Origin of the sequence: Pandoraea captiosa (genome assembly GCF_902459775.1) — a bacterium.
Classification (GTDB): Bacteria; Pseudomonadota; Gammaproteobacteria; order Burkholderiales; family Burkholderiaceae; genus Pandoraea; species Pandoraea captiosa.
On sequence record NZ_CABPSQ010000002.1, the window covers coordinates 416035 to 441515 of the forward strand.

General features: G+C 63.5%; 28 protein-coding genes and 1 riboswitch. Of the genes, 16 read left to right on the forward strand and 12 right to left on the reverse strand.

Annotation, left to right across the window (positions count from 1 at the left end):
* Positions 1-154: 154 nt before the first annotated feature.
* Entirely contained in the window at positions 155-1099 is a 945-nt protein-coding gene (locus PCA31118_RS07080) for a LysR family transcriptional regulator (protein ID WP_150624333.1), read from the reverse strand.
* 198 nt (positions 1100-1297) lie between these two features.
* On the opposite strand from PCA31118_RS07080, the gene PCA31118_RS07085 reads away from it, so the two are divergent.
* The 14 genes from PCA31118_RS07085 (at position 1298) to PCA31118_RS27615 (ending at position 14499) form a co-directional block, all read left to right on the forward strand.
* Entirely contained in the window at positions 1298-1753 is a 456-nt protein-coding gene (locus tag PCA31118_RS07085; protein ID WP_150624335.1) for a CidA/LrgA family protein, read from the forward strand.
* A gap of 77 nt (positions 1754-1830) precedes the next feature.
* Positions 1831-2514 (forward strand): LrgB family protein, encoded by a 684-nt coding sequence (locus PCA31118_RS07090; RefSeq protein WP_150624337.1) that lies wholly within the window; start codon positions 1831-1833, stop codon positions 2512-2514.
* Between the two features lie 151 nt (positions 2515-2665).
* Positions 2666-2790: riboswitch (S-adenosyl-L-homocysteine riboswitch) on the forward strand.
* A 31-nt stretch (positions 2791-2821) separates the two neighbouring features.
* Positions 2822-4237, forward strand: coding sequence for an adenosylhomocysteinase (gene ahcY / locus PCA31118_RS07095; protein ID WP_044453408.1), 1416 nt, complete (start codon positions 2822-2824; stop codon positions 4235-4237).
* A 273-nt stretch (positions 4238-4510) separates the two neighbouring features.
* Positions 4511-4867, forward strand: coding sequence for a phage holin family protein (locus PCA31118_RS07100; protein WP_044453410.1), 357 nt, complete (start codon positions 4511-4513; stop codon positions 4865-4867).
* Positions 4868-4915: 48 nt separating this feature from the next.
* On the forward strand, positions 4916-5758 hold the full coding sequence (locus PCA31118_RS07105) for a TlyA family RNA methyltransferase (protein WP_150624339.1): 843 nt from the start codon (positions 4916-4918) through the stop codon (positions 5756-5758).
* A gap of 26 nt (positions 5759-5784) precedes the next feature.
* A complete protein-coding gene (gene metF, locus PCA31118_RS07110; RefSeq protein WP_150625160.1) occupies positions 5785-6615 on the forward strand; it encodes a methylenetetrahydrofolate reductase [NAD(P)H] in 831 nt (276 codons plus the stop codon).
* 251 nt (positions 6616-6866) lie between these two features.
* Entirely contained in the window at positions 6867-8507 is a 1641-nt protein-coding gene (locus PCA31118_RS07115) for an ABC transporter substrate-binding protein (protein WP_150624341.1), read from the forward strand.
* A gap of 248 nt (positions 8508-8755) precedes the next feature.
* Positions 8756-9760, forward strand: coding sequence for an ABC transporter permease subunit (locus PCA31118_RS07120; protein ID WP_044453418.1), 1005 nt, complete (start codon positions 8756-8758; stop codon positions 9758-9760).
* An 11-nt stretch (positions 9761-9771) separates the two neighbouring features.
* Positions 9772-10692, forward strand: a complete 921-nt coding sequence (locus PCA31118_RS07125) for an ABC transporter permease subunit (protein ID WP_150624343.1) — start codon at positions 9772-9774, stop codon at positions 10690-10692.
* Entirely contained in the window at positions 10689-11705 is a 1017-nt protein-coding gene (locus tag PCA31118_RS07130) for an ABC transporter ATP-binding protein (RefSeq protein WP_150624345.1), read from the forward strand. Before PCA31118_RS07125 ends, PCA31118_RS07130 begins: the two co-directional genes overlap by 4 nt.
* A complete protein-coding gene (locus PCA31118_RS07135; protein ID WP_174990373.1) occupies positions 11702-12730 on the forward strand; it encodes a peptide ABC transporter ATP-binding protein in 1029 nt (342 codons plus the stop codon). The genes PCA31118_RS07130 and PCA31118_RS07135 overlap by 4 nt, the downstream gene beginning before the upstream one ends.
* A gap of 80 nt (positions 12731-12810) precedes the next feature.
* Positions 12811-13728, forward strand: coding sequence for a TraB/GumN family protein (locus PCA31118_RS07140; protein ID WP_150624347.1), 918 nt, complete (start codon positions 12811-12813; stop codon positions 13726-13728).
* Positions 13729-13944: 216 nt separating this feature from the next.
* Positions 13945-14193 carry a hypothetical protein gene (locus PCA31118_RS27610; RefSeq protein ID WP_150624350.1) on the forward strand — a complete coding sequence of 83 codons (249 nt, stop codon included), beginning with the start codon at positions 13945-13947 and terminating at the stop codon, positions 14191-14193.
* Between the two features lie 15 nt (positions 14194-14208).
* The gene (locus PCA31118_RS27615) at positions 14209-14499 is read left to right on the forward strand and encodes a type II toxin-antitoxin system RelE/ParE family toxin (RefSeq protein WP_150624352.1); all 291 of its coding nucleotides are present in this window, start codon (positions 14209-14211) and stop codon (positions 14497-14499) included.
* A gap of 27 nt (positions 14500-14526) precedes the next feature.
* On the opposite strand, the gene ureG is transcribed toward PCA31118_RS27615, so the two are convergent.
* From ureG to PCA31118_RS07205, 11 genes are all read right to left on the reverse strand, one after another.
* The gene (gene ureG / locus PCA31118_RS07155) at positions 14527-15165 is read right to left on the reverse strand and encodes an urease accessory protein UreG (protein ID WP_044453422.1); all 639 of its coding nucleotides are present in this window, start codon (positions 15163-15165) and stop codon (positions 14527-14529) included.
* 57 nt (positions 15166-15222) lie between these two features.
* The gene (locus PCA31118_RS07160; RefSeq protein WP_150624354.1) at positions 15223-15948 is read right to left on the reverse strand and encodes an urease accessory protein UreF; all 726 of its coding nucleotides are present in this window, start codon (positions 15946-15948) and stop codon (positions 15223-15225) included.
* Positions 15917-16726 (reverse strand): urease accessory protein UreE, encoded by an 810-nt coding sequence (gene ureE / locus PCA31118_RS07165; protein WP_150625162.1) that lies wholly within the window; start codon positions 16724-16726, stop codon positions 15917-15919. Before ureE ends, PCA31118_RS07160 begins: the two co-directional genes overlap by 32 nt.
* 57 nt (positions 16727-16783) lie before the next feature.
* Positions 16784-18484, reverse strand: coding sequence for an urease subunit alpha (gene ureC, locus PCA31118_RS07170; protein WP_150624356.1), 1701 nt, complete (start codon positions 18482-18484; stop codon positions 16784-16786).
* Complete coding sequence (locus tag PCA31118_RS07175; RefSeq protein WP_044453428.1) at positions 18481-18786, reverse strand: urease subunit beta; 306 nt, start codon at positions 18784-18786, stop codon at positions 18481-18483. The genes ureC and PCA31118_RS07175 overlap by 4 nt, the downstream gene beginning before the upstream one ends.
* A gap of 43 nt (positions 18787-18829) precedes the next feature.
* Positions 18830-19414, reverse strand: a complete 585-nt coding sequence (locus PCA31118_RS07180) for a HupE/UreJ family protein (protein ID WP_150625163.1) — start codon at positions 19412-19414, stop codon at positions 18830-18832.
* Positions 19415-19595: 181 nt separating this feature from the next.
* Positions 19596-19898, reverse strand: coding sequence for an urease subunit gamma (locus tag PCA31118_RS07185; RefSeq protein ID WP_039407388.1), 303 nt, complete (start codon positions 19896-19898; stop codon positions 19596-19598).
* A gap of 197 nt (positions 19899-20095) precedes the next feature.
* A complete protein-coding gene (locus PCA31118_RS07190; RefSeq protein ID WP_150624358.1) occupies positions 20096-20818 on the reverse strand; it encodes an amino acid ABC transporter ATP-binding protein in 723 nt (240 codons plus the stop codon).
* Positions 20805-21455 (reverse strand): amino acid ABC transporter permease, encoded by a 651-nt coding sequence (locus tag PCA31118_RS07195; protein WP_150624360.1) that lies wholly within the window; start codon positions 21453-21455, stop codon positions 20805-20807. The genes PCA31118_RS07190 and PCA31118_RS07195 overlap by 14 nt, the downstream gene beginning before the upstream one ends.
* Complete coding sequence (locus PCA31118_RS07200) at positions 21452-22138, reverse strand: amino acid ABC transporter permease (RefSeq protein WP_150624362.1); 687 nt, start codon at positions 22136-22138, stop codon at positions 21452-21454. Before PCA31118_RS07200 ends, PCA31118_RS07195 begins: the two co-directional genes overlap by 4 nt.
* 60 nt (positions 22139-22198) lie before the next feature.
* Positions 22199-22969: a transporter substrate-binding domain-containing protein gene (locus tag PCA31118_RS07205; protein ID WP_150625164.1), complete on the reverse strand. Its 771-nt coding sequence runs from the start codon at positions 22967-22969 to the stop codon at positions 22199-22201.
* A gap of 584 nt (positions 22970-23553) precedes the next feature.
* Here PCA31118_RS07205 and PCA31118_RS07210 point away from each other — a divergent pair.
* Entirely contained in the window at positions 23554-23964 is a 411-nt protein-coding gene (locus tag PCA31118_RS07210; RefSeq protein WP_150624364.1) for an organic hydroperoxide resistance protein, read from the forward strand.
* A gap of 250 nt (positions 23965-24214) precedes the next feature.
* Positions 24215-25420, forward strand: a complete 1206-nt coding sequence (locus tag PCA31118_RS07215; RefSeq protein WP_425495328.1) for an epoxide hydrolase family protein — start codon at positions 24215-24217, stop codon at positions 25418-25420.
* Positions 25421-25481: the final 61 nt, after the last annotated feature.

Consider the following 25481-nt stretch of genomic DNA (forward strand, 5'->3'; position numbering starts at 1 on the left):
TCTGGCGCGATCGCTTGGGGGGGAAATTTGTCAGCGGCAAGGATACCGCAATCGCCGAATCGTGTTGGACGAAGGTGTTTCGTATCGGCGGTCAGCGGTCGGTGAGCGTTCGCCGGTCGCTGGCGGTCGGACCGCCTTCGCGAGCGCGTGGCGCTCACGTGCGCCGTGCCGCACCGGCAATCGCGGCCTTGGCTTCGCCGTCGCCTCCGGGGCCAAGGAGGTCGCGCGCCAGCGCGAGCCAGCGCCGCGCCGCATGCGACAAATAGGAATCGCGCCGCCAAGCCATGGCGAGGTCCCACGCAATGGCCGGGTCGCGCACGTCCGTGATCACGAAGCGCTTCGGATCGAGGCGAGCGCAAAACGGCTCGGGCAGCAGCGCGACGCCCACGCCGTTGTCCACCATCGAGGCGATGAAGTCCCACTGGCTGGAGCGCCCGGCGATCTTCGGCGTAAAGCCCGCACGCCGGCACGCGGCAATCACGAACTCCGACAATGCGAACCCTTCGCCGTAGAAGACGAACGGCTCATCGCGCAATTCGCCGAGGCCAACGGAGGCGCGTCCCTCCCAACGCGATTCGCGGGGGGCGATCAGTCGCAACTGGTAGTGGCACACGGGCAGCACGTCCAGGACCGTGGGATCCACCGGCAGCAATACGGCGCCCAGCTCGATTTCGCCGGCCAGCAACGCTTGCTCGATCGCCCGGGAGCCGGTCTCGAACAACTTCATCTCGATGTCCGGATAGTGCTGATGGAACGCGCCGATCACCGGAATGAACAGGTCGCCGCCCAGAGGCGGAATGCCGATCGACAGCTCGCCGCGCGAGACCGTCTCGAGGTCGGCGAGCTCTTGCTGCAAGCGGGCGTAGGCGGCGAGTACGTCCTGCCCGCGCTCGAACACGACGCGTCCGGCATCGGTCAACTGAAGCCGCCGCCCCATGCCGCGCTCCTCACGCAACATCAATGGCGTACCCAGTTCGTCCTCCAGCGCCTTGACCATCTTGCTCACCGTAGGCTGCGTAACAAATAGCGCCTCGGCCGCCGCTGTGAAGCTCTGCTGTCGCACAACTTCCACAAATCCTCGCAATGCACGCAGTTCCATTTTGGTTCTCTCGGTCGCACCAAGTCAGTGCATTTTTGTGAAGAAGCCCGCCCCGTAAGGCTTTTCCATGCACTATTAGGGTTAATACTTAAAATATTCCAATTTGGAATCGTTTTTATACGACTAATTCATTATATTTATGTTGCGGTGCTTCCTATACTTGGCTCCATATTCGTGAAAACCCCTAGGGAGTCCGCCATGACCAAGATGATCGCCCGCCATGTGTATGGCCGCAGCAAGGCCATTATCGCTGTGCTTTGGCAAATTGCGCTCCTGATGGGTATCTATCTGGCAGCGGATGCTGCATCGCGTCATTTTCATCTGCCCCTGCCGGGCGGCGTGCTGGGTCTGCTCGTGGTTGTGGCGCTGCTCATGAGCGGTGTGCTCAAGACGGAGAAAATCAAGCGCGGGGCCGACTGGTTCCTGGCCGAGATGATCCTTTTCTTCGTGCCGCTGGTCGCTGCCGTCATGCAATACACCGACCTGCTGCGCCAGGAAGGTCTGCAACTGCTCGCCGTGATTGGCGTGGGCACCGTGCTTGTGATGGTCTCGACCGCACTGGCGGTTGATTTTGGCTGCCGCGCCGAGCGTCGTCTGAAGCGCGCACTGGTGCGCATTCCGGCGCGGCGCGCGCATGCGCACGATGCCCGGTGATGCCCGCCCGATGCCCGGCGATGCATTGAACCGACTCAAGTTCTCTTTCGCGTGAATCGCGCCTTCGGGGTCCAGTCATGAATCATACGGCGCTCCTGCTGCTCGTTCTCACGATCTTCTTCTATTACGTCTCGAAGCGTCTTTATGCGCGCTTCGGCAAGGTATGGCTGGGGCCGGCGATTCTCGCGCCGATTCTGGTCATCGGCGTGATGATCGGCGGCGACATCTCGTACACGACGTACATCGCCGACTCGCGCTGGCTCGTCTGGCTGCTGGGGCCGACGACGATCGCGTTCGCGGTGCCGATCTACGAGCATCGCGGCATCATCCGCCGTCATGCCTTTGCGCTGACGTTCGGCGTGATCGTCGCCATGGTGGTCGCTGTCGGGAGCTCCTACGTGTTGGCTCGCCTGTTTCAGTTGCCGCCGGAGATGGCGCGCAGCCTGCTGGCCCGCTCCATCTCGACGCCGTTCGCGCTGGCTGTCTCCGATCAACTTGGCGGCTCGCGTGATCTGGTCGGGCTCTTCGTCATCATTACGGGCCTGATCGGGATGCTGCTCGGCGAGGCGCTGCTCTCCTGGCTGCCGCTGCGCACGCGCATGGCGCGCGGCGCGCCGTTCGGCGCAGGCGCCCACGGCTTCGGCACGGCCAAGGCGCGCCAGATCGGCGGCGAGGAAGGCGTGGTCGCCAGCCTGGTCATGATGATCAACGGCGTGCTCATGGTGCTCGCCGCCCCGTTGATCGCCCATCTGCCGCTCTGACGTTTTTGCGTTCTTCAGGAGCCCACATTCCTGCGGGGGTGGGCTTCCGTCGTTCGTCGCCCATTTCGACAGCGTTTCCGCCTTGTAAAAAATAACCCTTCGGGCGTCGCCCCGGATACTACGTCGCGCATCAGTTTTGCTACAATGCCGGGGTCTTGAGGAGCGTTGCGACAGCCGAAGTGCTGCCAGGCTCAAGATCCTTCCTATTGGCCCCGCCGGCCGCCGGTTACCCCCGGATCGTTGGCGAGTGGGCCCCAAGAACGGCGCTCACGTCCCAACTATCTAGACTTTAGAGAAAGGAGGCGTGATGAACGCCGTAGTCGATTCGAAATTCTCCGATTTCCACGTTGCCGATATCAAGCTGGCCGATTGGGGTCGCAAAGAGCTGACCATCGCTGAGAGCGAAATGCCGGGTCTGATGGCCACGCGCGCCGAGTTCAAAGCGACCCAGCCGCTCAAGGGCGCACGTATCGCCGGTTCGCTGCACATGACCATCCAGACGGGCGTGCTCATCGAGACGCTGGTCGCGCTGGGCGCCGAAGTGCGCTGGGCCTCGTGCAACATCTTCTCGACGCAGGACCACGCTGCTGCCGCCATCGCGGCCGCAGGCATTCCCGTGTTCGCCTTCAAGGGCGAGTCGCTCGACGAGTACTGGGAATACAGCCACCGCATCTTCGAATGGCCGAACGGCGAGTTCGCCAACATGATTCTCGATGACGGCGGCGACGCCACCCTGCTGCTGATTCTCGGCAGCAAGGCCGAGAAGGACATTTCGGTCGTGGGCAACCCGACCAACGAAGAAGAAGTGGCGCTGTACGCGTCGATCAAGCGTCATCTGCAAGTCGATCCGCAGTGGTACAGCAAGCGCCTGTCGCAGATCAAGGGCGTGACCGAAGAGACCACCACCGGCGTGCATCGTCTGTACCAGATGGAAAAGGACGGCACGCTGCCGTTCCCGGCCATCAATGTGAACGACTCGGTCACCAAGTCGAAGTTCGACAACCTGTACGGCTGCCGCGAATCGCTGGTCGACGGTATCAAGCGTGCTACCGACGTGATGATCGCCGGCAAGATCGCCCTCGTGGCGGGCTACGGTGACGTGGGCAAGGGCTGTGCCCAGAGCCTGCGCGGTCTGGGCGCCACGGTGTGGGTCACGGAAATCGATCCGATCTGCGCGCTGCAAGCTGCGATGGAAGGCTACCGCGTCGTGACGATGGACTACGCCGCCGACAAGGCCGACATCTTCGTGACCGCCACCGGCAACTTCCACGTGATCGATCACGACCACATGGCCGCCATGAAGCACCAGGCCATCGTGTGCAACATCGGTCACTTCGACTCGGAAATCAACGTGGCGTCGACCCGCAAGTACCAGTGGGAAAACATCAAGCCGCAGGTCGATCACATTATCTTCCCGGACGGCAAGCGCATCATTCTGCTCGCGGAAGGTCGCCTCGTGAACCTGGGTTGCGCGACGGGCCACCCGTCGTTCGTGATGAGCAACTCGTTCACGAACCAGACGCTCGCACAGATCGAACTGTTCGTGCATGGCGCCAAGTACAAGAACAGCGTGTACGTGCTGCCGAAGCATCTGGACGAGAAGGTCGCGCGCCTGCACCTGGGTCGTATCGGTGCCGAGCTGACCGTGTTGACCGACGATCAGGCGAAGTACATCAGTGTCGACAAGAACGGTCCGTTCAAGCCGGCACACTATCGCTATTGATGCTTTGACGTCCGTCGCCTGATCGGCCGTCGGTCTGCCGGGATTTCGCATTCGGAGGGGTGCGAGGTCTCGGCAGCCGGCGACCGGTGCGACCATGCAATCGGTGCAATCGGTGCAATCAGGCATGCGGACGTCGGGACAGCGCGGGGGCGTCAGTTGCCCTCGCGCCGGAAGTCTCTCGTTGCCTCTCGTAGTGTTTCGTTGCCGTTCGTTGCCTTCCCATCGCCGGTGCCGGTATGACGATCGGCGCCGTCACGTTATCCGGAGCTTGCCATGCGTTTGCTGCTGATTTGGCTCATCAATGCCATCGCACTTCTCGTTTTGCCTTACATCGTGTCGGGCGTTCAGCTCAAGGGCATCGGCACGGCACTGATCGTGGCCGTCGTACTCGGCCTGATCAACGCGTTCCTGCGCCCGCTGCTCGTCGTGCTTACGCTGCCGGTCACGGTGGTGACGCTGGGACTGTTCATTTTCGTCATCAACGCCTTGCTGTTCTGGCTGGCCTCGCATGTCGTAAAAGGCTTCGAGGTCTCGGGCTTCTGGGCGGCGCTGTTCGGCTCGCTGCTGTACAGCCTGATTTCGTGGATTCTGTCGGCACTGGTGTTCGGCGATCGCGCCACCAACGTTTAAGTGTCGACGTCGCCGCGTCGACAACATTTCGCAGGAAGTCAGTAACTCATGTCACAAGCGCTTCGCGCCGATCAGGCTCTCGTCTCCCGAGGGCTCGCGGCATCGCGCACCGTCGCTCAACGTCTGATCGATGCCGGCCGCGTGTATTACGCCGGCACCGACACGGCGCTGAAAAAGGCCAGCCAGCCCGTGGCGAGCGATGAGGCGCTGGAAGTGCGCGCGGCGGCTGACGGGTTGCCGGGCGAAGACCGTTACGTGTCGCGCGGCGGCCTGAAGCTGGCCGGCGCGCTCGCGCAGACGGGGCTCGATGTGACGGGCCGCGTGGCACTCGACGTCGGACTGTCGACCGGTGGCTTTGCGGACTGCCTCTTGCAGGCGGGCGCGGCTCGCGTGATCGGCGTGGACGTGGGGCATGGGCAACTGCATCAGCGTCTGACAGGCGAGGCGCGGCTCGTATCGCTCGAAGGGATCAACGCGCGGCACCTGACGCGTGAGATGCTCGACGAACGCCTGGCCGAGGCGACGGCTTCCGATGGTGTCTCTGATGGCACCGCGCAAGGCGCACCGGGTGCCGTGCCGGAAGCGGGTTTCGACCTGATCGTTGGCGACGTGTCGTTCATTTCGCTCACGCTGGTGCTACCCGCACTCGCGCCCTTGCTGAGCGAGCGCGGCGATCTGCTGATGCTGGTGAAACCGCAATTCGAAGTCGGACGAGAGCACATCGCGCGCGGTGGCCTCGTGAAAGATGTCGCGCAGTACGCGCAAGTAGAGACAAAGATCCGCACCGCTTGCGAAGCGCTTGGACTGACCGTGGCCGCCTGGCTCGACAGTCCGATCGCAGGCGGTGACGGCAACCGGGAGTTCTTCGTGCACGCCAGGCGTGCGGCATGAGCGGCTCTCTCGATGACAAGACGATCATGACGCAACCATCCTTCAGTTTCGAATTCTTCCCGCCCAAGACGGCCGATGGCGCGGAGAAGCTGCGCGCCACGCGTCAGCAACTGTTCCCGCTCGGCCCGAAGTTCGTTTCGGTGACGTTCGGCGCGGGCGGCTCGACCCAACAGGGCACGCTCGATACCGTCATCGAAATCCAGCGCGAAGGTGTGGACGCCGCGCCGCACCTCTCGTGCGTCGGCTCGACGCGCGACAACATTCGCGACATTCTCAAAACGTATCGCGACAACGGCATCCGCCACATCGTCGCGTTGCGCGGCGATCTGCCGTCCGGCATGGGCGAGATCGGCGAATTTCGTTACGCCTCGGAACTGGTCGAATTCATTCGTGCGGAAACCGGTGACTGGTTCCACATCGAAGTGGCGGCATATCCCGAGTACCATCCGCAAGCCAAGTCGCCGCGCCTCGATCTCGAGCACTTCGCCCACAAGGTGAAAGCCGGCGCCAACGCTGCAATCACGCAGTACTTCTTCAACGCAGACGCGTACTTCCGTTTCATCGACGACGTCTCGCGTCTGGGCGTGACAGTGCCGATCGTGCCGGGCATCATGCCGATCACGAACTACTCGCAGATGATGCGGTTCTCGGAAATGTGCGGCGCCGAAGTGCCACGCTGGATTGCGAAGCGCCTCGAAGGGTTCGGCGACGACCGCGAGTCGATCCGCGCCTTTGGGCTGGACGTGGTGTCGGCGCTTTGCGAACGCCTGCTCAAGGAAGGCGCGCCGGGCCTGCACTTCTACACGCTCAATGCGGCGTCGGCCACCAAGGCCATGTGGCAGCGGCTCGGGTTGTAAGCCCCGGGGGTGCGCGCGTGACGTCGGGGCAAGCCCAATATCGAGACGGCGCGCGCGCAATGGTTTGCTACCCATCGGACCGATGGAAGTCAATCCCGATCACAATTAAGCAATTTCCTATTCAAAAACACCACAAATAGGCGGTTTGCTAGGGATCTGGCGTGTTGTTACGCAGGTGAAGCTTCAGTAATATCCCTCGTGGGCTCGGCGGCGGATCGCTGCCGGGCGTCTACTCAGAACCCGAGGAGCCTATGAAACAGACTCACACCCTGCGTTTGCTTTTGGCTGCAACCGTGCTCGCCGGCGCGGCAGTGATCCCGCCCGCGGCAGCCGTCGAGCTCCCGAACAAGACCCTCGTGTACTGCTCCGAGGGCAGCCCCGCCGGTTTCGATCCGGGGCAACTGACCACCGGCACCGACTTCGACCCCGCCGACGCCATCTACAACCGTCTCATTGCCTTCGTTCCGGGCGAGACCGGTGTGATGCCGTCGCTGGCCGAGAAGTGGGACATTTCGCCGGACAACAAGGTCTACACGTTCCATCTGCGCAAGGGTGTGAAGTTCCACACCACCGAGTATTTCAAGCCCACGCGTGACTTCAATGCCGAAGACGTGAAATTCACGTTCGAGCGCATGGGCGATCGCGAAATGCCGTTCCGCAAGGCTTATCCGGCGGAATTCCCGTACTACGTCGACATGGGCCTGCAGGCCGACATCGAGCGCATCGAGATCGTCGATCCGTACACCGTTCGCTTCGTGCTGAAGAAGGTCGACGCGCCGTTCATTCAGAACCTGGCCATGTCGTTCGCGTCGATTCTCTCGAAGGAATACGCGGACAAGCTGCTTGCAGCGAACAACCCGCGTGACATCGCGCTCAAGCCGGTCGGCACCGGCCCGTTCATCTTCCGCAGCTACACGAAGGACGCCACGCTGCGCATGGACGGCAACAAGGAGTACTGGAACACGAACCTGCCGCCGAAGGTGGGCAAGCTCGTGTTCGCGATCACGACGGACGCCAACGTGCGGATCCAGAAACTCAAGCGCAACGAGTGTCAGGTCGTGACGTATCCGCGTCCGGCGGACGTCGATGCGCTCAAGGCGGAGATTCAGGCACAGGGCAAGTCGTCGAAGCTGAAGATGCCGGATCAGGTCGGCTTCAATCTCGGTTACGTGGCTTACAACGTCAAGAAGGCCCCGCTCGATCGCGTGGAGGTGCGTCAGGCGCTCGACATGGCGATCAACAAGAAGGCGATCCTTCAGTCGGTGTACGGTTCGGCCGGTCAGTTGTCGAACGGTGCACCGATGCCGCCGACGCAATGGTCCTACGACAAGAACATCAAGTCGGCCAGCTACGATCCTGAGAAGGCCAAGGCATTGCTCGACAAGGCTGGGGTGAAGGGCGTGGAGATCACGCTGTGGGCCATGCCGGTGCAACGTCCGTACAACCCGAACGGCAAGCTCATGGCCGAAATGATCCAGGCCGACTGGGCGAAGATCGGCGTGAAGGCCAACATCGTCACGTACGAATGGGGCGAGTACATCAAGCGTGCGAAGGCGGGCGAGCATGACGCGATGCTCATCGGCTGGACGGGCGACAACGGCGATCCGGACAACTGGCTCGGCGTGCTGCTCGGCTGCGATTCGATGAACGGCAACAACTTCTCGAAGTGGTGCGACAAGCCGTTCGACGACCTCATCAAGCAGGCGCGTCAGACCACGGACGTGAAGGAGCGCACGCGGCTTTACACGCAGGCGCAGCAGATTTTCGCGCAGCAACTGCCGTTCTCGCCGATTGCGCACTCCACGCAATACAAGCCGATGGCCACGAACGTCAAGGGCTTCAAGCTCAGCCCGTTCAGCCGTAACAGCTTCGCCGGCGTGTCGCTCGATTAAGCGCGCTGGCGCTGCAGGACACCGGTTCGGGCGATGACGCAATCGCCCGAACCGGTGGCAACAAGAAGGCCGACTGGCCCGGCCGCCGCGCCCGGGCCGGTTTGCACGCAGTTTGCAGCCGGTCTGCAGCCGGTTTGCAGCATGCCGACGGCGTACCGTCCAAGACTGACCAGATCGACTAACGCGGCAAAGCGTCACCCGTCCCTGCCGGGGGCGGACGGCGCGCGAAGCCCCCACGGAACTTTCCTATGCTGAGATTCGTCCTGAGACGACTAGGCATGGTGATCCCGACCTTCATCGGTATCACTGTCCTCGCGTTCGCGCTCATTCACCTCATTCCCGGCGATCCGATCGAAGTGCTGGTGGGCGAGCGAAATCTCGATCCCGTCATGCACGCCGAAGCAATGAAGCGGCTGGGGCTCGATCAGCCGCTCACCACGCAGTATTTCGTCTATCTCAAGCACGCCGCGCAAGGCGATCTCGGTCGCTCCATCGTGACCAACGAAGGCGTGCTTCACGAGTTCTTCGCCCGCTTTCCCGCCACCCTCGAACTGGCGCTGTGCGCCATGATCTTTGCGCTGGTCGTCGGCTTGCCCGCCGGTGTGGCGGCATCGTTGCGGCGCGGCAAGATGCTCGACCACACCACCATGGGCGCGGCGCTCACCGGCTACTCCATGCCGATCTTCTGGTGGGGCCTGCTGCTCATCATGCTGTTCTCCGTCGACCTGCAATGGACGCCCGTATCCGGGCGGATCGGCGTGGAGTTCGACGTCCCGCACGTTACCGGCTTCATGCTCATCGACACACTGCTCTCGGGCGACGAGGGGGCCTTCGCATCGGCGTTCAGTCATCTAATCTTGCCGACCATCGTGCTCGGTACGGTGCCGCTCGCGGTGATTGCACGCATGACGCGCTCGGCCATGCTGGAGGTGCTACGCGAGGACTACATTCGCACTGCGCGGGCAAAGGGCCTGTCGCCGTGGCGTGTGATCGTCGTGCACGCGCTGCGTAACGCGCTGATTCCGGTGATTACGGTGATCGGGTTGCAGGTCGGCACGCTGCTCGCGGGCGCGGTGCTGACCGAGAACGTCTTCTCCTGGCCCGGCATCGGCAAATGGCTGATCGACGCCATTTTGCGACGCGACTATCCGGTGGTGCAGGGCGGCATTCTGCTCATCGCGACGGGCGTCATTCTGGTCAACCTGCTGGTCGACGTGCTTTACGGCGTCGTCAACCCGCGCATCCGGCACTGAGGAGGTCTCTGATGAATGACACGCCTGCTACGCTGCCGCCTCCCGCCGCTGTGACCGCGACGCCTCGCGCGCGTCTGGTCCGGGAGTTCCTGCGCAGCTTCACCGCCAACCGTGGCGCCACGGTGGCGGCCATTATCCTGTTGTTGATGTTCGCGGCCGCGATTCTCGCGCCGGTGATCTCGCCGCACAGCCCCATCGAGCAATATCGCGACTTCGTGAAAATCCCGCCCGCGTGGTTCGAGGGGGGCAACGCGAAGTTTCTGCTCGGCACCGACGAAGCCGGGCGCGACATTCTTTCGCGGCTGATCTACGGCGCGCGCCTGTCGTTCTGGATTGGCCTGTCGTCGGTGGTGCTATCGCTCATTCCGGGCATTCTGCTCGGATTGCTCGCCGCCTTCTTCCCGCGCTGGCTCGACACGCCGATCATGCGTCTGATGGACATGATGATGGCGCTGCCGTCGCTGCTGCTGGCGGTGGCCGTGGTGGCCGTGATCGGTCCGGGTCTGGCGAATACGACCATCGCCATCGCGATCGTGACGTTGCCCGCCTATGTGCGTCTGACACGCGCGGCCGCGATCGGTGAATTGCAGCGCGAGTATGTGGTGGCGTCGCGCATGGCGGGGGCGGGCACGCTGCGTCTGATGTTCTCGACGGTGCTGCCGAACTGCGCTGCGCCGCTCATCGTGCAGGCGACGCTGAGCTTCTCGGTGGCCATTCTCGATGCGGCGGCGCTCGGCTTCCTCGGCCTCGGCGTGCAACCGCCGCTCGCCGAGTGGGGCTCGATGCTCGCCTCTGCACGCGACTATATGGAAAGCGCCTGGTGGATCGTGACACTGCCGGGCCTGGCGATCGTCATCTCGGTCCTTGCCATCAACCTGGTCGGCGACGGCCTGCGCGATGCGCTCGACCCCAAACTGAAGCGAATCGCATGAGTCTGCTCTCCATACGAAATCTATCGGTCGCCTTCGACGGCGCTCGCGCTGTCGACGCCATCGACCTCGACGTCGGCCCGAGCGAGATTCTCGGCGTGGTCGGCGAATCCGGCTCTGGCAAGAGCGTGACGATGCTCGCGCTCATGGGCCTCATCGATGCCCCCGGGCGCGTGACGGCCGACGAGGTGCGCTTCGACGGGAAAGACCTGTTGCATGCGTCGCGGCGGGAGCGTCGCAACATCGTCGGGCGCGACGTCTCGATGATCTTTCAGGACGCCCTCACCAGCCTGAACCCCAGCTACACCATCGGGTATCAGATCGGTGAGGTCCTGCGCCGTCACATGGGCCTGCGCGGCCGCGCGTTGCGCGAGCGTATCGTCGAATTGCTGGAGCAGGTCGAAATTCCGGATGCTGCGAACCGGCTGGGCGCGTATCCGCATCAGCTCTCCGGCGGGATGAACCAGCGGGTCATGATTGCCATGGCGATTGCGTGCCGTCCGAAGCTCCTGATTGCGGACGAGCCGACGACGGCGCTCGACGTCACCATTCAGGCGCAGATCATGGCGCTGCTGCTCCAGCTGCAAAAGGACTACGGGATGTCGCTCGTGCTGATTTCCCACGATCTGGCGGTCGTGGCCGAAGTCGCGCACAAGGTGGCCGTGATGTACGCCGGCCAGGTGATCGAAGTCCAGCAGGTGCCGGCGCTGTTCGATGCGCCGCATCATCCCTATACGGAAGCCTTGCTCTCGGCGATTCCCGAGCACAACCGAGGAGTACGCCGGTTGCGTACTCTGCCGGGGGTGGTGCCGGGGCGCGACGACCGCCCGGCAGGCTGTCTGCTCTCACCACGCTGTCCGTACGCCGACGATCATTGCCGCGAGGTGCAACCCACGCTTACGCCCTACGTCGGGCCGAGCGCGGCGGGTGCGCCGCTGGTGCGGTGTTTCAAGCCCTTGCCGCATGAGGTGGCGGGTGTGTCGTCGGGTGAGCGGTCGATGGGAGGTTCGCAATGAGTGAAACGGTGATCGCGACGCCTCCGGGAACGCCGCCGGCAGGCGCGCCGGACGCGCGCGTGGTGTTGGCCGCGCAGAATCTGACGCGTTTTTATACCGTCAATCGCGGGTTGTTTCGGGGGCAGGCGAGCGTCAAGGCGCTGGCGGGCGTGTCGTTCGATCTGAAGGCCGGACGCACCCTTGCCGTGGTCGGCGAGTCGGGGTGCGGCAAATCGACGCTGGCCCGGGTGCTGACGTTGATCGAGCCGCCGACGTCCGGCAGACTCTTCGTCGATGCGACCGAGACGACGACGGCGTCGGCGGGCGAGTTGGCGCCGCTGCGCACGCGGGTCCAGATGGTGTTTCAGAATCCGTACGCGTCGCTCAATCCGCGCAAGACGGTCGGACAGGCGCTCGACGAGCCGCTGGCCATCAACACATCGCTGAGCCGCGCCGAGCGCGGCGAGAAGATTGCCGCGATGATGCGCACCGTCGGGCTGCGTCCCGAGCACGTGGCGCGGTATCCGCACATGTTCTCGGGCGGGCAGCGTCAGCGCGTGGCGATTGCCCGGGCGATGATCCTGTCGCCTGCCATCGTGGTGGCCGATGAGCCCGTTTCCGCCCTGGATGTCTCAATTCAGGCACAAATCCTGAATCTTTTCATGGATTTGCAGGACCGATACGCGACGAGTTACGTATTCGTGTCGCATAATCTCGCGGTGGTCGAGCATGTGGCCGACGACGTCATGGTGATGTACCTCGGCCGCGCGGTCGAACACGGTCCCAAGGCCACCGTGTTCGGCAAGCCGCTGCATCCGTATACCAAGGCGTTGATGTCGGCGACGCCGGCGATCAAGGCATCCGAGCGGCGGGTGAAAATTCCGCTAATCGGCGAGCTGCCGTCGCCGCTGCGCCCGCCGCCCGGGTGTGCGTTTGCGCCGCGTTGTCCGTACGCGATAGACCGTTGCCGTGGGGAAGTGCCGCAATTGCGCGAGCTTGATGGCCGTCTGGTGGCGTGCCATCGGGTTGAAGACATAGAGGGATAACGAGATTGGGTGGACCACCACGCGCGACGCATGTTCGCCGGGGCGTTGCATGGACCGGCTGGCTGCTGGGTTGCCTGCTGATGACGCTTGCTATCACGCTGGACGCGGCGTCGACTGCCGTTCCGCGCGCGGTGGCGCCGCGAGCCTTTCCGCTGGTGGTGCCGGAGCCCGGCGAGCCGCCGCCGGGCGCCAATCTCCCGTTCTATGAAGCCCGCAAGGGCGACATGACCATCTACGTGATGGGCACGCTGCATGTCGGCAAGCCTGACGATTATCCGTTCCGCAAAGTCGTGGTCGATGCGCTGCGCGTATCGAACGTGGTGGCGTTCGAGCTCTCGCCCGACGATCTCACCATGTCGCAGGACGACGTGCAGAAGTACGGCATGTGTCCTCGAGCCTGTTTGCCGAGACTGATTCCGGCGCCGATGTGGCGCACGTTGCGCGATCGTCTCAAGGGCAATCCGGCGATGCTCGCCGAGATTCGCCATATGCGGCCCTGGCTGGCGGCGCTGCTTGTCGAGACGCTGGATTCGATGGGCGCGGACCTGCAAACGGAGTACGGCACGGAAAACCAGCTGGAGAACATCTATCGCGGTCGCATCGTCGGTCTCGAATCGCTGGCCGAGCAGATGGAGGCATTCACCGGACTGACGGGCCCGCAGCAAAACGAGTTGCTCGCGCAGGAGTTGGTGCTTACACCGAAAATGGCAACGGCGCAGGTCGAAGAGTTGCACCGGTTGTGGCGGGCGGGCGATGCGGAACTGGTCTTCGACTGGTCGCAGGCCAAGGCGGCGCAGGTACGACGCAATGTCGCGCTGGCGGACGCCATCGACGAGCGCATTCTTTATTCGCGCAACCGCCGCTTTCTGGCGCGCATGCTGTTCCTCGCGGACCCGGGCAAGCCGGTCTTCGTCGCGGTCGGTACCTTGCATCTCGGCGGCCCGCGCGGCGTGCTGCAACTGTTGCGAGAACATGGGTTTTCCGTCTCGCAGCGGTAACGGCAGAGATTACGACGGCGGTAATGACGGCGATAACGACAGCGGAATCGAGACGGTCAGACGTCTGTCGTTCGAACGGGCGAAATCCTAATTTGGCGATTCTCCCGAGCATCGTCCGAGTTATCGTCCGCCCCTGTTGACTGGCCTTATTCCTGACAGCTAATTTGGCAACACTCGTGTGAGTGGCCCCCCGCCAATACCCAGCCAGGAATCACAATGCAGATTGTCGACCCACAGATCTCGGAAATGCCTATACGCCGTCAACCGGTACCAGAGGCGCTTTCAACGCAAGTTCACCTTATTCATGTCGACGCCGCCGTCGCCGCCGATACCGGTGCCGACCCGGATGTTGACGATGCGCGCATCGTCCGCGCAAAAGTGATGCGTGGATTGGCAGATGTCGCCGCCGGACGTGTGCTTACTGCAGACGCCGCCGAAGCGGAGTGCGACGCCTTGTTCCGATGAGGCGAGGCATTTGTCATGCACTTTCGACGGATCCCGTGGACCGTCGAAGCGACAGGCGAACGAAAACGGATATTGAGAGATATTGCGGAAAAGGATATCGGGGCTGCGAAACGCATGAACCAGTTGTTCAAGACGTCTGTCGACCGGTTGCAAACGTTCCCGGGATTCGGTCGCGAAGGCGACATCCCGGGAACGCGACACCTCACGGTCCACAAAAACTACCAGGTCATCTACATGGTTGATGAGGCGTATATCACCGTGCTGGCCGTGCACCACGTGCGTCGGCGAACATTCCTGATGGCATGACGTAATCCCGGCGGCCCTGGCATCACCTCACGCCAACATCCCCCGTGCTTCAATGAAGCGAATGATCTCCTGAAGGCCTTTGCCTTCTTTCATGTTCCCCATCACGAACGGGCGCATGCCACGCATCTTCTGTGTGTCGGAGCGCATGATGTCGAGCGACGCGCCAACGTACGGGGCGAGATCCGTCTTGTTGATCACCAGCAGGTCCGACTTGGTGATGCCCGGGCCACCCTTGCGCGGAATCTTTTCGCCGCCGGCCACGTCGATCACGTAAATCGTCAGGTCCGACAACTCCGGACTGAAGGTCGCCGCCAGGTTGTCGCCGCCGGACTCGATGAAAACGACGTCCGCATCGGGAAAGCGATCCAGCATGCGCTCCACGGCTTCGAGGTTGATCGAAGCGTCCTCGCGAATCGCGGTGTGCGGGCAACCCCCGGTCTCCACGCCCAGGATGCGCTCGGGCTCCAGCGCACCGGCCACGGTCAGCAGACGCTGATCTTCCTTCGTGTAAATGTCGTTGGTGATGACCACGAGGTCGTAGCGCTCACGCATGGCCTTGCACAGCATTTCGGTCAACGTGGTCTTGCCGGAGCCGACCGGGCCTCCGATGCCGACACGCAGCGGCGGATTCTTCTTGGTACGACGGGCGTTGGCAGATGTCGTCATGGCGAATGTCGTGGTGGCGGTGAAATATCGATGAAAAAGGACGCAGTGCGCCGCGTCCTAGGAACGGAATAGCCGTGAATATTGTGTCTCGTGGCGCGACGCCAGAATGGCAAGCGCCGGGGAAAACGTATTGATCCGGTCGTCCGGCAACGACGCCGCCCGATGCGCCGCGTCGACCACGCGAGGCCGCAGCGCCACGATCACGCGCTGCGCCGCGAGCTGCCCAAGCGGCACCGCCTTGAGTGCGCCGGCCACCTGATTCTCCAGCCAACTGAACGCGTAGGCGACGAGCGTATCGGCCAGCGGCGCGCCATGCGCGAGCGCAGCGAACGCAAACGCCGTGGGCAGCGCAATCGGCTTGATCGACGCCAGATGCACCCGCTGCTCGGCGTCCCCCCATTCAAGCGACACGGCGAGTTGCGTGAGAGACCAGCCCATCTGCTCGGTCTCGGCGCGCAATTCGGACGCCTCGCGCGTGGCGAGCAGCCAGTCATTCACGTGCCTGAGCGCCACGAGGTCTCGCGCCTGCCAATGTCGCCACTGTCGCGCGAGCAACGCCATCTCCCCCGTCGTAAACACGCCATCGAGTTGACTGGCGATCCATTGCTCGGCGCTGGGCGCGTCGTGGATGATGCCGTGTTCGACCGCGGCTTCGAGCCCTTGCGAATAGCTGAAGGCGCCAATGGGCAGCGCTGGCGAAGCCAGATGCAGCAGCGCCGCGAGCGACTGCAACGACGCCGCGGCGACCGGCTCAGTGAGCGGGCTGGCCAGACTTGCCGTCATCGCTCGGACTCATCGTCGGGGAGGTGGCGTTCGCGTCGGCCACATGATCGTGCCCACAGTCGGCGCCATGCACGTGGCCACCGTCATGGTCGTGCGAGTGCCCATGACCATGCGCACATGCCGGGCCGTGCACATGACCCGAGTCGTGACCGTGCGAATGAGAGTGCGAATGCGAGTGCGAGTGTCCGTGATCGTGCCCGCATCCGGGGCCGTGAACGTGTCCGTGATCATGGCCGTGGTCATGGTCATGGTCATGAGAATGTCCGTGGTGCTCGTGGAACACTTGCTGCGCGAGGGCGAAGTCTTCGGCGAACGTCGCATCGTGACCATGCTTGTGACCACCGCCATAGGCGCCGGCTTCCGGCTCGAACGGCATCAACGCCTCGGCCACATCGACGTCCAGACGCAGCAACATGTCGCGCAGCACCGGGTCGTACTCAAGCTTCAGATAACCGTCACCGACTTCGACGGGCGTATGACGGTTGCCGAGGTGATACGCCGCGCGGGTGAGCGCGAGCGCCGTGGTCGCGGTGACGAGCAGCACCGTCTCCGGCGCAGCCTCCACCCGAATGAAACCGCCGTCGTCGGCAACGAGCATATCGCCGCCGCGCAGCACGGTGCCGCGCGGCAGAAACAGCGCAACTTCCTCCCCGGTGTCCAGCGTGGCCCGCAGGCGGCTCTTGCTACGTGCATCGAACGGCAGGACGAGCGCAGGGGCGCGTCGCGCGAGCGATGCGGCGATGCGTCCGGCTTCGAAGCGTTTTTCGACGCGACGCAGTGCCGACGACGATGAGGGATCGGCCGCGGCGGGCGATTCGGAATCTTGCGACATAGGTCAGAAAAGGAAATAGCGTTGCGCCATCGGCAACACGGTCGCCGGCTCGCAGGTCAGCAGTTGACCGTCGGCGATGACCTGATAGGTCTCGGGGTCCACGCTGATCTGCGGCAGCCAGTCGTTGTTGATCATGTTGGCTTTGGTCACCTGCCGGATATTGCGCACCGGCACGATGCGCTTGGACAGACCGAAACGGCCCGCCACGTCGCCATCGTACGCCGCTTGCGACACGAAGGTCAGCGAGGTGCGTGCGAGCGCGCCGGCCCGCGCGCCGAACATCTCGCGGTAGTGCACCGGTTGCGGCGTGGGGATCGACGCATTGGGGTCTCCCATCAGCGCCGACGTAATCATGCCGCCCTTGAGAATCAGCGACGGTTTCACACCGAAGAAGGCCGGTTCCCACAGCACCAGATCCGCCCACTTACCCACCTCGACCGACCCGATTTCATGGGCCATGCCGTGAGTGATCGCCGGGTTGATGGTGTATTTCGCAACGTAACGCTTGACGCGGAAGTTGTCCGATTGCGACGAATCGGTGCCGAGCGCGCCGCGTTGCACCTTCATCTTGTGCGCCGTCTGCCAGGTGCGCATGACGACTTCCCCAACGCGTCCCATCGCCTGCGAGTCCGACGAGATCATCGACAGCGCGCCGAGGTCATGCAGGATGTCTTCGGCGGCAATCGTCTCGCGACGAATGCGCGATTCGGCGAAAGCGATGTCTTCCGCAATCGCAGGGTCGAGGTGATGGCAGACCATCAGCATGTCGAGGTGTTCGTCGAGCGTGTTGATGGTGTAGGGGCGCGTAGGATTCGTGGACGACGGCAACACGTTCGCCTCACCGCACACCTTGAGGATGTCCGGTGCGTGGCCGCCACCGGCGCCCTCGGTGTGATACGTGTGAATCGTGCGGCCCTTGATCGCGGCAACCGTTGCCTCGACGAAGCCGCCTTCATTGAGCGTGTCCGTGTGAATCGCGACCTGCGTATCGGTGAGGTCGGCCACGGACAGGCAGGCATCGATGGCCGCGGGTGTCGAGCCCCAGTCTTCGTGCAGCTTCAGCCCGATGGCACCGGCTTCGATCTGCTCCATGAGCGGTGCGGGCTGACTCACGTTGCCCTTGCCTAGGAAGCCGAGGTTGATCGGCCAGCCGTCGGCCGCCTGAAGCATGCGCTCCATATGCCACGGCCCGGGCGTGCAGGTCGTGGCATTGGTGCCCGTTGCCGGACCCGTGCCGCCGCCGAGCAACGTCGTCACGCCGGACGACAGCGCCTCTTCGATTTGCTGCGGACAGATGAAATGGATGTGCGAATCGATACCGCCGGCGGTCACGATCATGCCTTCGCCCGCAATGACCTCCGTCGCACCGCCCAGCGGAATCGTCACGCCGGGCTGGATGTCCGGATTCCCGGCCTTGCCGATGGCCCAGATGCGCCCGTCCTTCAGGCCGATATCCGCCTTGACGATGCCCCAGTGATCGATGATGACGGCGTTCGTGATGACGGTGTCGACCACGTCGGCCCGCGTGCGTTGGGACTGTCCCATGCCGTCGCGAATCACCTTGCCGCCGCCGAACTTCACCTCCTCGCCGTAGATCGTGTAATCGCGCTCGATCTCGATGATGAGTTCCGTGTCGGCCAGACGCAGCCGGTCGCCCGTCGTCGGGCCGAACATTTCCGCATAGGCGCGGCGAGAGATCTTCATAGCGCCCCCATGACGCGACCTGCGAAACCATAAACACGGCGATCGCCCGCAAGCGCGACCAGCTCCACCGTGCGCTGCTGCCCCGGCTCGAAGCGTACGGCGGTCCCCGCCGCAATGTTCAGACGGTAACCGCGCGCGGCTTCCCGGTCGAATTGCAGGGCATCGTTGACTTCATAGAAGTGGAAATGCGAGCCGATCTGAATCGGACGGTCGCCGGTATTCGCAACCGTCACGCTGAGCGTCGCGCGCCCTTCGTTGAGCGTGATCTCGCCATCGGCGGGCAGCAGTTCTCCGGGAATCATGCGTGTCTCCGGGATAGGGGCGGTCGGGAAGAGGGTGTCGACATCAGCTTGCTGCGGCAAGCAACGTCGCGCCGTAGGCCAGCACACCGGCGCCAAGCACGCGCGGCACCCAGATCGTGCGGTGACGCAGGGCCACCCCCGCGCCGAGGCCAATACAGTGCAGCATGCCGGTCGCCACCAGGAAGCCGGCCATGTAGTGCATGGCGCTTGCCTCGTCGGGCAACTCGGCACCGTGCGCAAAGCCGTGGAAGACGGCGAATGCGCCCACTATCGTCGCACCCGCCCAGCTCGGCAGTTGCGTGCGCGTGGCCAGCATCAGGCCGAGCACGAGCAGCGAGACGGCAATCATCGGCTCCACGCCCGGCAGCGCGAACCAGTGCGCCATGCCGAGCAGGCCGCCGGCGGCGAGCATGGCCACGAATGCGAGCGGCGCGGCCCACACGCGTTTGGATGTGAGCGAACTCCACAGTCCCACGACGACCATTGCGCACAGATGGTCGGCGCCCGTGAGCGGATGCAGGAAACCTGCGGCAAAGCTGCTGGCGGCGTCGTGCCCGGGATGGCCGGGGTGCGCGAGCGCAACGCCCGAGCTCGCGAGTAGTGCGAGGCCGGTGGCCACGCTCGCCATGCGTGCCGTGCGACGGCGCGTGAGGGAGGAAGGGACGGGCGTCATTTCACTGGTGTCGTGAAGGGTGTCGTTGCGGGGCATATCGGGGCGTCCTCAATCGGTGGCTAAGGTCTGGATTCGTCGGGTCATGCGTGGCGTCGCGCCGGCCATGCGGCTCGCAACGCCTGCACAGGCGTTACGTTCAGGGAATCGGGTGATGCACGGTAACGAGCTTGGTCCCGTCCGGGAAGGTCGCTTCCACCTGAATGTCCGGGATCATTTCCGGCACGCCTTCCATGACGTCGTCACGGGTGAGGAGCGTCGTGCCGTAGTGCATGAGGTCGGCGACGGTGCGTCCGTCGCGCGCCGCTTCCATGAGGGCCGCGCTGATGAACGCCACCGCCTCCGGGTAGTTCAGTTTCAGTCCGCGTGCACGGCGCCGTTCGGCGAGCAGGGCGGCAGTGAAGATGAGCAACTTGTCTTTTTCGCGCGGAGTGAGCTTCATCGTGACGGGTGAATTTCAATGCCAAAGGTTCATGGGGTGACGCTGCTGCCGCACATCATAAGCACGACGCCAATGCCGCGCTACAAGCTTCTGAAAACGACGCAAAACGCACCTGAATGGTGCGAAAAACGACGAGCCAACGACGTCACTTCAACGGGTGAAACACACCGGCGCCGAACATCGGCCCCGGTCATCTTTCATTGGCAGATGAACCGCTGCAATTCGGGGGTCGACGGTTGCGTGAAGAGCTGTTCCGGATCCCCGGACTCCCATATCTTTCCCTGATGCATGAACACCACGCGATCCGACACGTGGCGAGCAAAGCGCATCTCGTGCGTGACGAGAATCAGCGTCATGCCTTCGGCTGCGAGGTCTTCGAGTACCTTGAGCACTTCCGCCACCAATTCCGGATCGAGCGCCGAGGTGATTTCGTCGCACAGCAGCACGGCGGGCTGCATGGCCAGCGAGCGCGCAATCGCCACACGCTGTTGCTGCCCCCCGGAGAGTTGCGATGGATAGCTGTCGAACTTGTCGGCCAGCCCGACCTTCGCAAGCATCGTGCGCGCGATGTCGCGTGCCTGTGCGCCGGCGGTCTTCTTGACCACCTTCTGCGCGAGCATCACGTTCTCGCCCGCCGTCAGATGCGGAAACAGGTTGTATTGCTGGAACACCATGCCGACCTTCAGGCGCAGCGCCCGCAGATCGGTGTCGCGCGCGCCGACGAGTACGCCATCGACGTCCACGCTGCCCGCATCGAAACGCTCCAGGCCGTTGAGCGTGCGAAGCAGCGTGCTTTTGCCCGAACCGCTCTTGCCGATGATCGATACGACCTGACCGCGCTCGACGTCCATGTCGATGCCTCGCAGCACGGGGTTTTCGCCGAAGCGCTTTTGCATGCCCCTGACTTTAATTAGCGACATGGAGTTTCCTTTCGAGATGGCGCGCCCACAACGACAATGGATAGCAGGCGGCGAAGTAAAGCAGCGCGACGAGGCCGTACACCGTGAACGGCTGGAACGTGGCGTTGGTCAGCATGGTGCCGGTCTTGGTGAGTTCGTCGAAGCCGATGATCGACGCGAGCGCGGTGCTTTTGACCACTTGCACCGAGAAGCCGACCGTCGGCGCGATGGCGATGCGCAGGGCCTGCGGCAGGATGACGTGGCGCAGTTGCTCGCCATAGCGCATGGCCAGACTCGACGACGCCTCCCACTGACCGTGCGGAATGGCGTCGACACAGCCGCGCCAGATTTCCGTGAGATAGGCGCTCGTATAAAGCGTAAGACAGACGGCGGCCGCCACCCACGGCGACACTTCGAAGCCCAGCAACGGAAGGCCGAAGAACACCAGGAACAACTGCATGAGAAGCGGCGTGCCCTGGAACACCTCGATGTATAGCGCGACGGCGCGCGCCGCCCATTGCACGCGCCCGACGCGAATCACCAGCAGCACGAGCGCGACGAGCCCGCCGCACACGAACGCGATGGCCGATAGCGCGAGCGTCCAGCGTCCCGCGAGCACGAGCCCGCGCAGCATGTCCCATATTGAGAATTCGATCATCGCGCGCCTCCTCCGACCTTGATCATGCCTCGGAACAGACGTCGCGCACAACGCATGAGGACACGACGCAGCGCGATGGCGAGCACGAGATACAACGCCGTCACGATCAGATAGCTCTCAAAGGCGCGGAACGTGCGCGACTGCACGAAGTTCGCGGCATACGACAGATCCGGCACGGAGATCTGCGAGACGACCGCCGAGCCGAGCATCACGATCACGATCTGACTGGCGAGCGCCGGAAACACTTTGGCAAACGCTTGCGGCAGGATCACATGCCGCAGGATCTGCGCGCGCGTCATGGCGAGCGACAGTCCCGCTTCCGACAATCCACGGGGCACGGCGCGCATGCCCGCACGAATGATCTCGGTCGCATAGGCGCCGAGATTGAGACTCATGGCAATCACGGCGGCGGACGTCTCGTCGATATGAATGCCGAGACTGGGCAGGCCGAAGAAGATGAAAAACAGCTGAACGATGAACGGCGTATTGCGAATGAGTTCGACGTAAAGGCCGGCAAACAGCCTGGACACGTTCGAGCCTTCCTCGCGTGCGATGGCGCACAGCGCGCCGATGATCACGCCAATGACCGTGGAGACGGCCGTGAGCGCGATCGTCAGCGCGGCGCCGCGCACGAACAGCATGAAGTATTGCCGCAGATCGGCAAAGTCGAGGACGTAGTGCATGAGGGGGGGCAGTGAGGCGCTCAGCGTGTCAGACGCATCGGTCGGGGCGACGACGCGCGATTACAGATCGGTCGGCAGCGGCATGCCGAGCCACTTCTGCGAGACCTTGCCCAGCGAGCCGTCCTTTTTCGAGGTCGCAATGATCTCGTTGACCTTCGCGAGCAGTCGCGGCTCGTTCTTGTTCAGGCCGACGAAGCAGGGCGAGTTCTTGATGAGGAACTTCGGCTCCGGCAGCTTCGGCGGATGTTTGGCGACGATTGCGGCGGCCACGACGTTGCCCGTGGCGACGAGCTGCACCTGGCCCGAGAGGAATGCCGAGATGGTGCCGTTGTTGTCTTCGAAACGCTTGATCGTGACGTCTGCCGGCGCGACCTTCGAGAGTTCGAGGTCTTCCACTGCGCCGCGCGTCACGCCGATGGTTTTACCCGACAGGTCGGCCGGTTTCGACACGGCGATGTCCTTGGGGCCGAACACGCCGTTGTAGAACGGTGCATAGGCGTCGGAGAAGTCGATGACCTTTTCACGCTCGGCGTTCTTGCCGAGGCTGGAGATCACAAGGTCTGCCTTGTTCGTCGTGAGATACGGCACGCGATTGGCGCTCGTGACCGGCACGAGTTCGAGCTTCACACCCATGCCCTTGGCCAGCAGCGCGGCGGTGTCGATGTCGTAGCCGGCCGGCTTCATGTCCGGGCCGATGGAGCCGAACGGCGGGAAGTCCTGCGGCACCGCCACGCGCAGGGTGCCGCGCTTGACGATGTCGTCGAGACCGTCGGCATGGGCGGCGCGCGGCATGGCCACCGCGAAGGCGGCAACGGCGCTCACGCTCAGCATGAGCGTGGCGAACAGACGACGGGCGCGGGCGCGCGCGCCGAGCGTGGCAGCGATAGTGTCGTGAGAGACGGCGGAGCGGATGAACGGCAGCATGTCGACAACCTCGTAAATCGGGGGCGAAGCGTTCCGGCAACGGGAGTGTTCCGGCGGCCGGATCATCTGGTCTGACCGGTCGATACAGTGAGGTAGCAGGAATCGTGCCCAGACCGTGCCAAGCGCTGCCTCAGCCTGATGGAAAAGGCCGGCGGCCGCGCCAGGCAGTGAAATCCCAGCCGTGGGCGATGTCGTGGGCAAGACGCGCATGCACGATGTTGGTGCGTATTGGGTGCGCAAAGGCGGCGGGCGACGAAGGCTGGCGCGTCGGCATCACCGCAATGGTGCGCAAGGCGCGGATCGGCCACCCGGCTCGCGCCTAGGCGCTGCCGTCGTGACTGCCTGTCAGGCCGATACCGCTCGCATTGATTCGCATGCGATTTAATCGCGCGGTATTGACTTCGCCGATCGAAGCGTGCAATATGCATCGCATGCGATGTAATCGCATTCGATCAATGTGACGAAGTCACGTAACCTCAGAGGAAATCATCATGACTGGCAAAGTGCTCTACACCGGCAAGACCCACACCACCGGCGGGCGCGATGGCGCGGCGCGCAGCTCCGACGGCAAACTCGACATCCGTTTGTCCGCCCCCGGCACGCCGGGTGTGGGTACGAACCCCGAGCAACTGTTCGCCGCCGGCTGGTCCGCCTGCTTCATCGGGGCGATGGGGTTGGCCGCCGCCAAGCTGAAGATCGTGCTGCCCGCCGACACTGCCGTTGACGCCGAAGTCGATCTCGCGAACGCCGATGGTGCCTACTTCCTTCAGGCGCGCCTGAACGTCAGCCTGCCCGGGCTGGAGCAAGATGTCGCACGCTCGCTTGTCGAGGCCGCGCATCAGACCTGCCCCTACTCGAAGGCCACCCGCAACAACATCGACGTCGAACTCAATCTCGTCTGACGCTCGGACCCCCGGAGACACCGACATGCCATCCGCCAAGCGTTCGCGTTCGCCTGATTCATTTCATGCCCCTCGCTCCCTTCGTCCCACTCGTTCCACTCATTTCTCTCTTTCCGTGCATGGCGCACGGCTGATCGCCCTATCGGCGGCATTCCTGTGCGCCGGCGCCCTGACTTCTGCGGGCGCCAATGCCGCACAGCTGGCCGTCAATGGTTCGGGAGCGTCGGCAGAGGCAACCTCCGGGGCAATCGTGGGGATCACTTCGGCGACGCAGGCCGTCGATACCTCGATTCGCCCATTCCGCTTTCGCGCCTCGGAGGCATCGCTGAAAGACCTGCGTCAGCGAATCGCTGCAACGAAATGGCCCGATCGCGAACTCGTGAGCGACGGTTCCCAGGGCGTGCAACTCGAAACGATGAAGCGCCTCGCCCAGTACTGGGCGAACGATTACGACTGGCGCCGGGTGGAAGCGAAGCTCAATGCGCTGCCGCAGTACGTGACGAACATCGACGGGGTGGACATTCACTTCATTCATGTGCGCTCGAAGCACAAACACGCCTTGCCGGTCATCGTCACGCACGGCTGGCCTGGTTCGGTCATCGAGCAACTGAAGCTCATCGATCCGCTCACGAATCCGACGGCACACGGCGGCGACGCGCAAGACGCTTTCGATATCGTCATCCCGTCACTGCCCGGTTACGGCTTCTCGGGCAAGCCCACCGAACTCGGCTGGGATCCGGCACATGTCGCCCGGGCCTGGACCGAACTGATGCGACGCCTGGGGTACACGCATTACGTCGCGCAAGGCGGCGACTGGGGAGACGCGGTGACCGAGCAGATGGCCGTGCAGGCGTCGCCCGGGTTACTCGCTATCCATACCAACATGCCGGGTGCGGTCCCCGACGACATCCAGAAGTCGCTCGATGCCCATTTGCCGGCGCCGGGGAATTTGACGCCCGATGAAAAGCGCGCCTACGAGCAACTCGATGTCTTCTACTCGCACGGGCTCGCATACGCGCAGGAGATGTCGGCGCGCCCGCAGACGCTGTACGGTATCGAAGACTCCCCGATCGGTCTGGCCGCATGGATGCTCGATCATGACGCACGAAGCTACGCGCTGATCGCGCGCGTGTTCGACGGCAAGCGCGAGGGACTGACGCGCGATGACGTGCTGGACAACATCACGCTGTACTGGCTCACGAATACGGCGGTGTCCTCGGCGCGGCTGTACTGGGAGAACAAGTTTGCGTTCTTCGCGCCGAAGGGCATCACGATCCCCGTCGCCGTGAGCGCGTTCCCGGACGAGCTGTATCAGGTGCCGGAAAGTTGGGCGAAGCGGGCGTTTCCGAATCTCATCTACTACAGCCGTGCGGACAAGGGTGGGCACTTCGCCGCATGGGAGCAGCCCGATACGCTGACGAAGGATCTTCGACAGGCATTCCGGTCGGTGCGCTGACGATCTTGCAGGAGGGTGGAAGCAGAAGGTGGAAGCAGAAGGTGGAAAGCAGGAAGGCGGA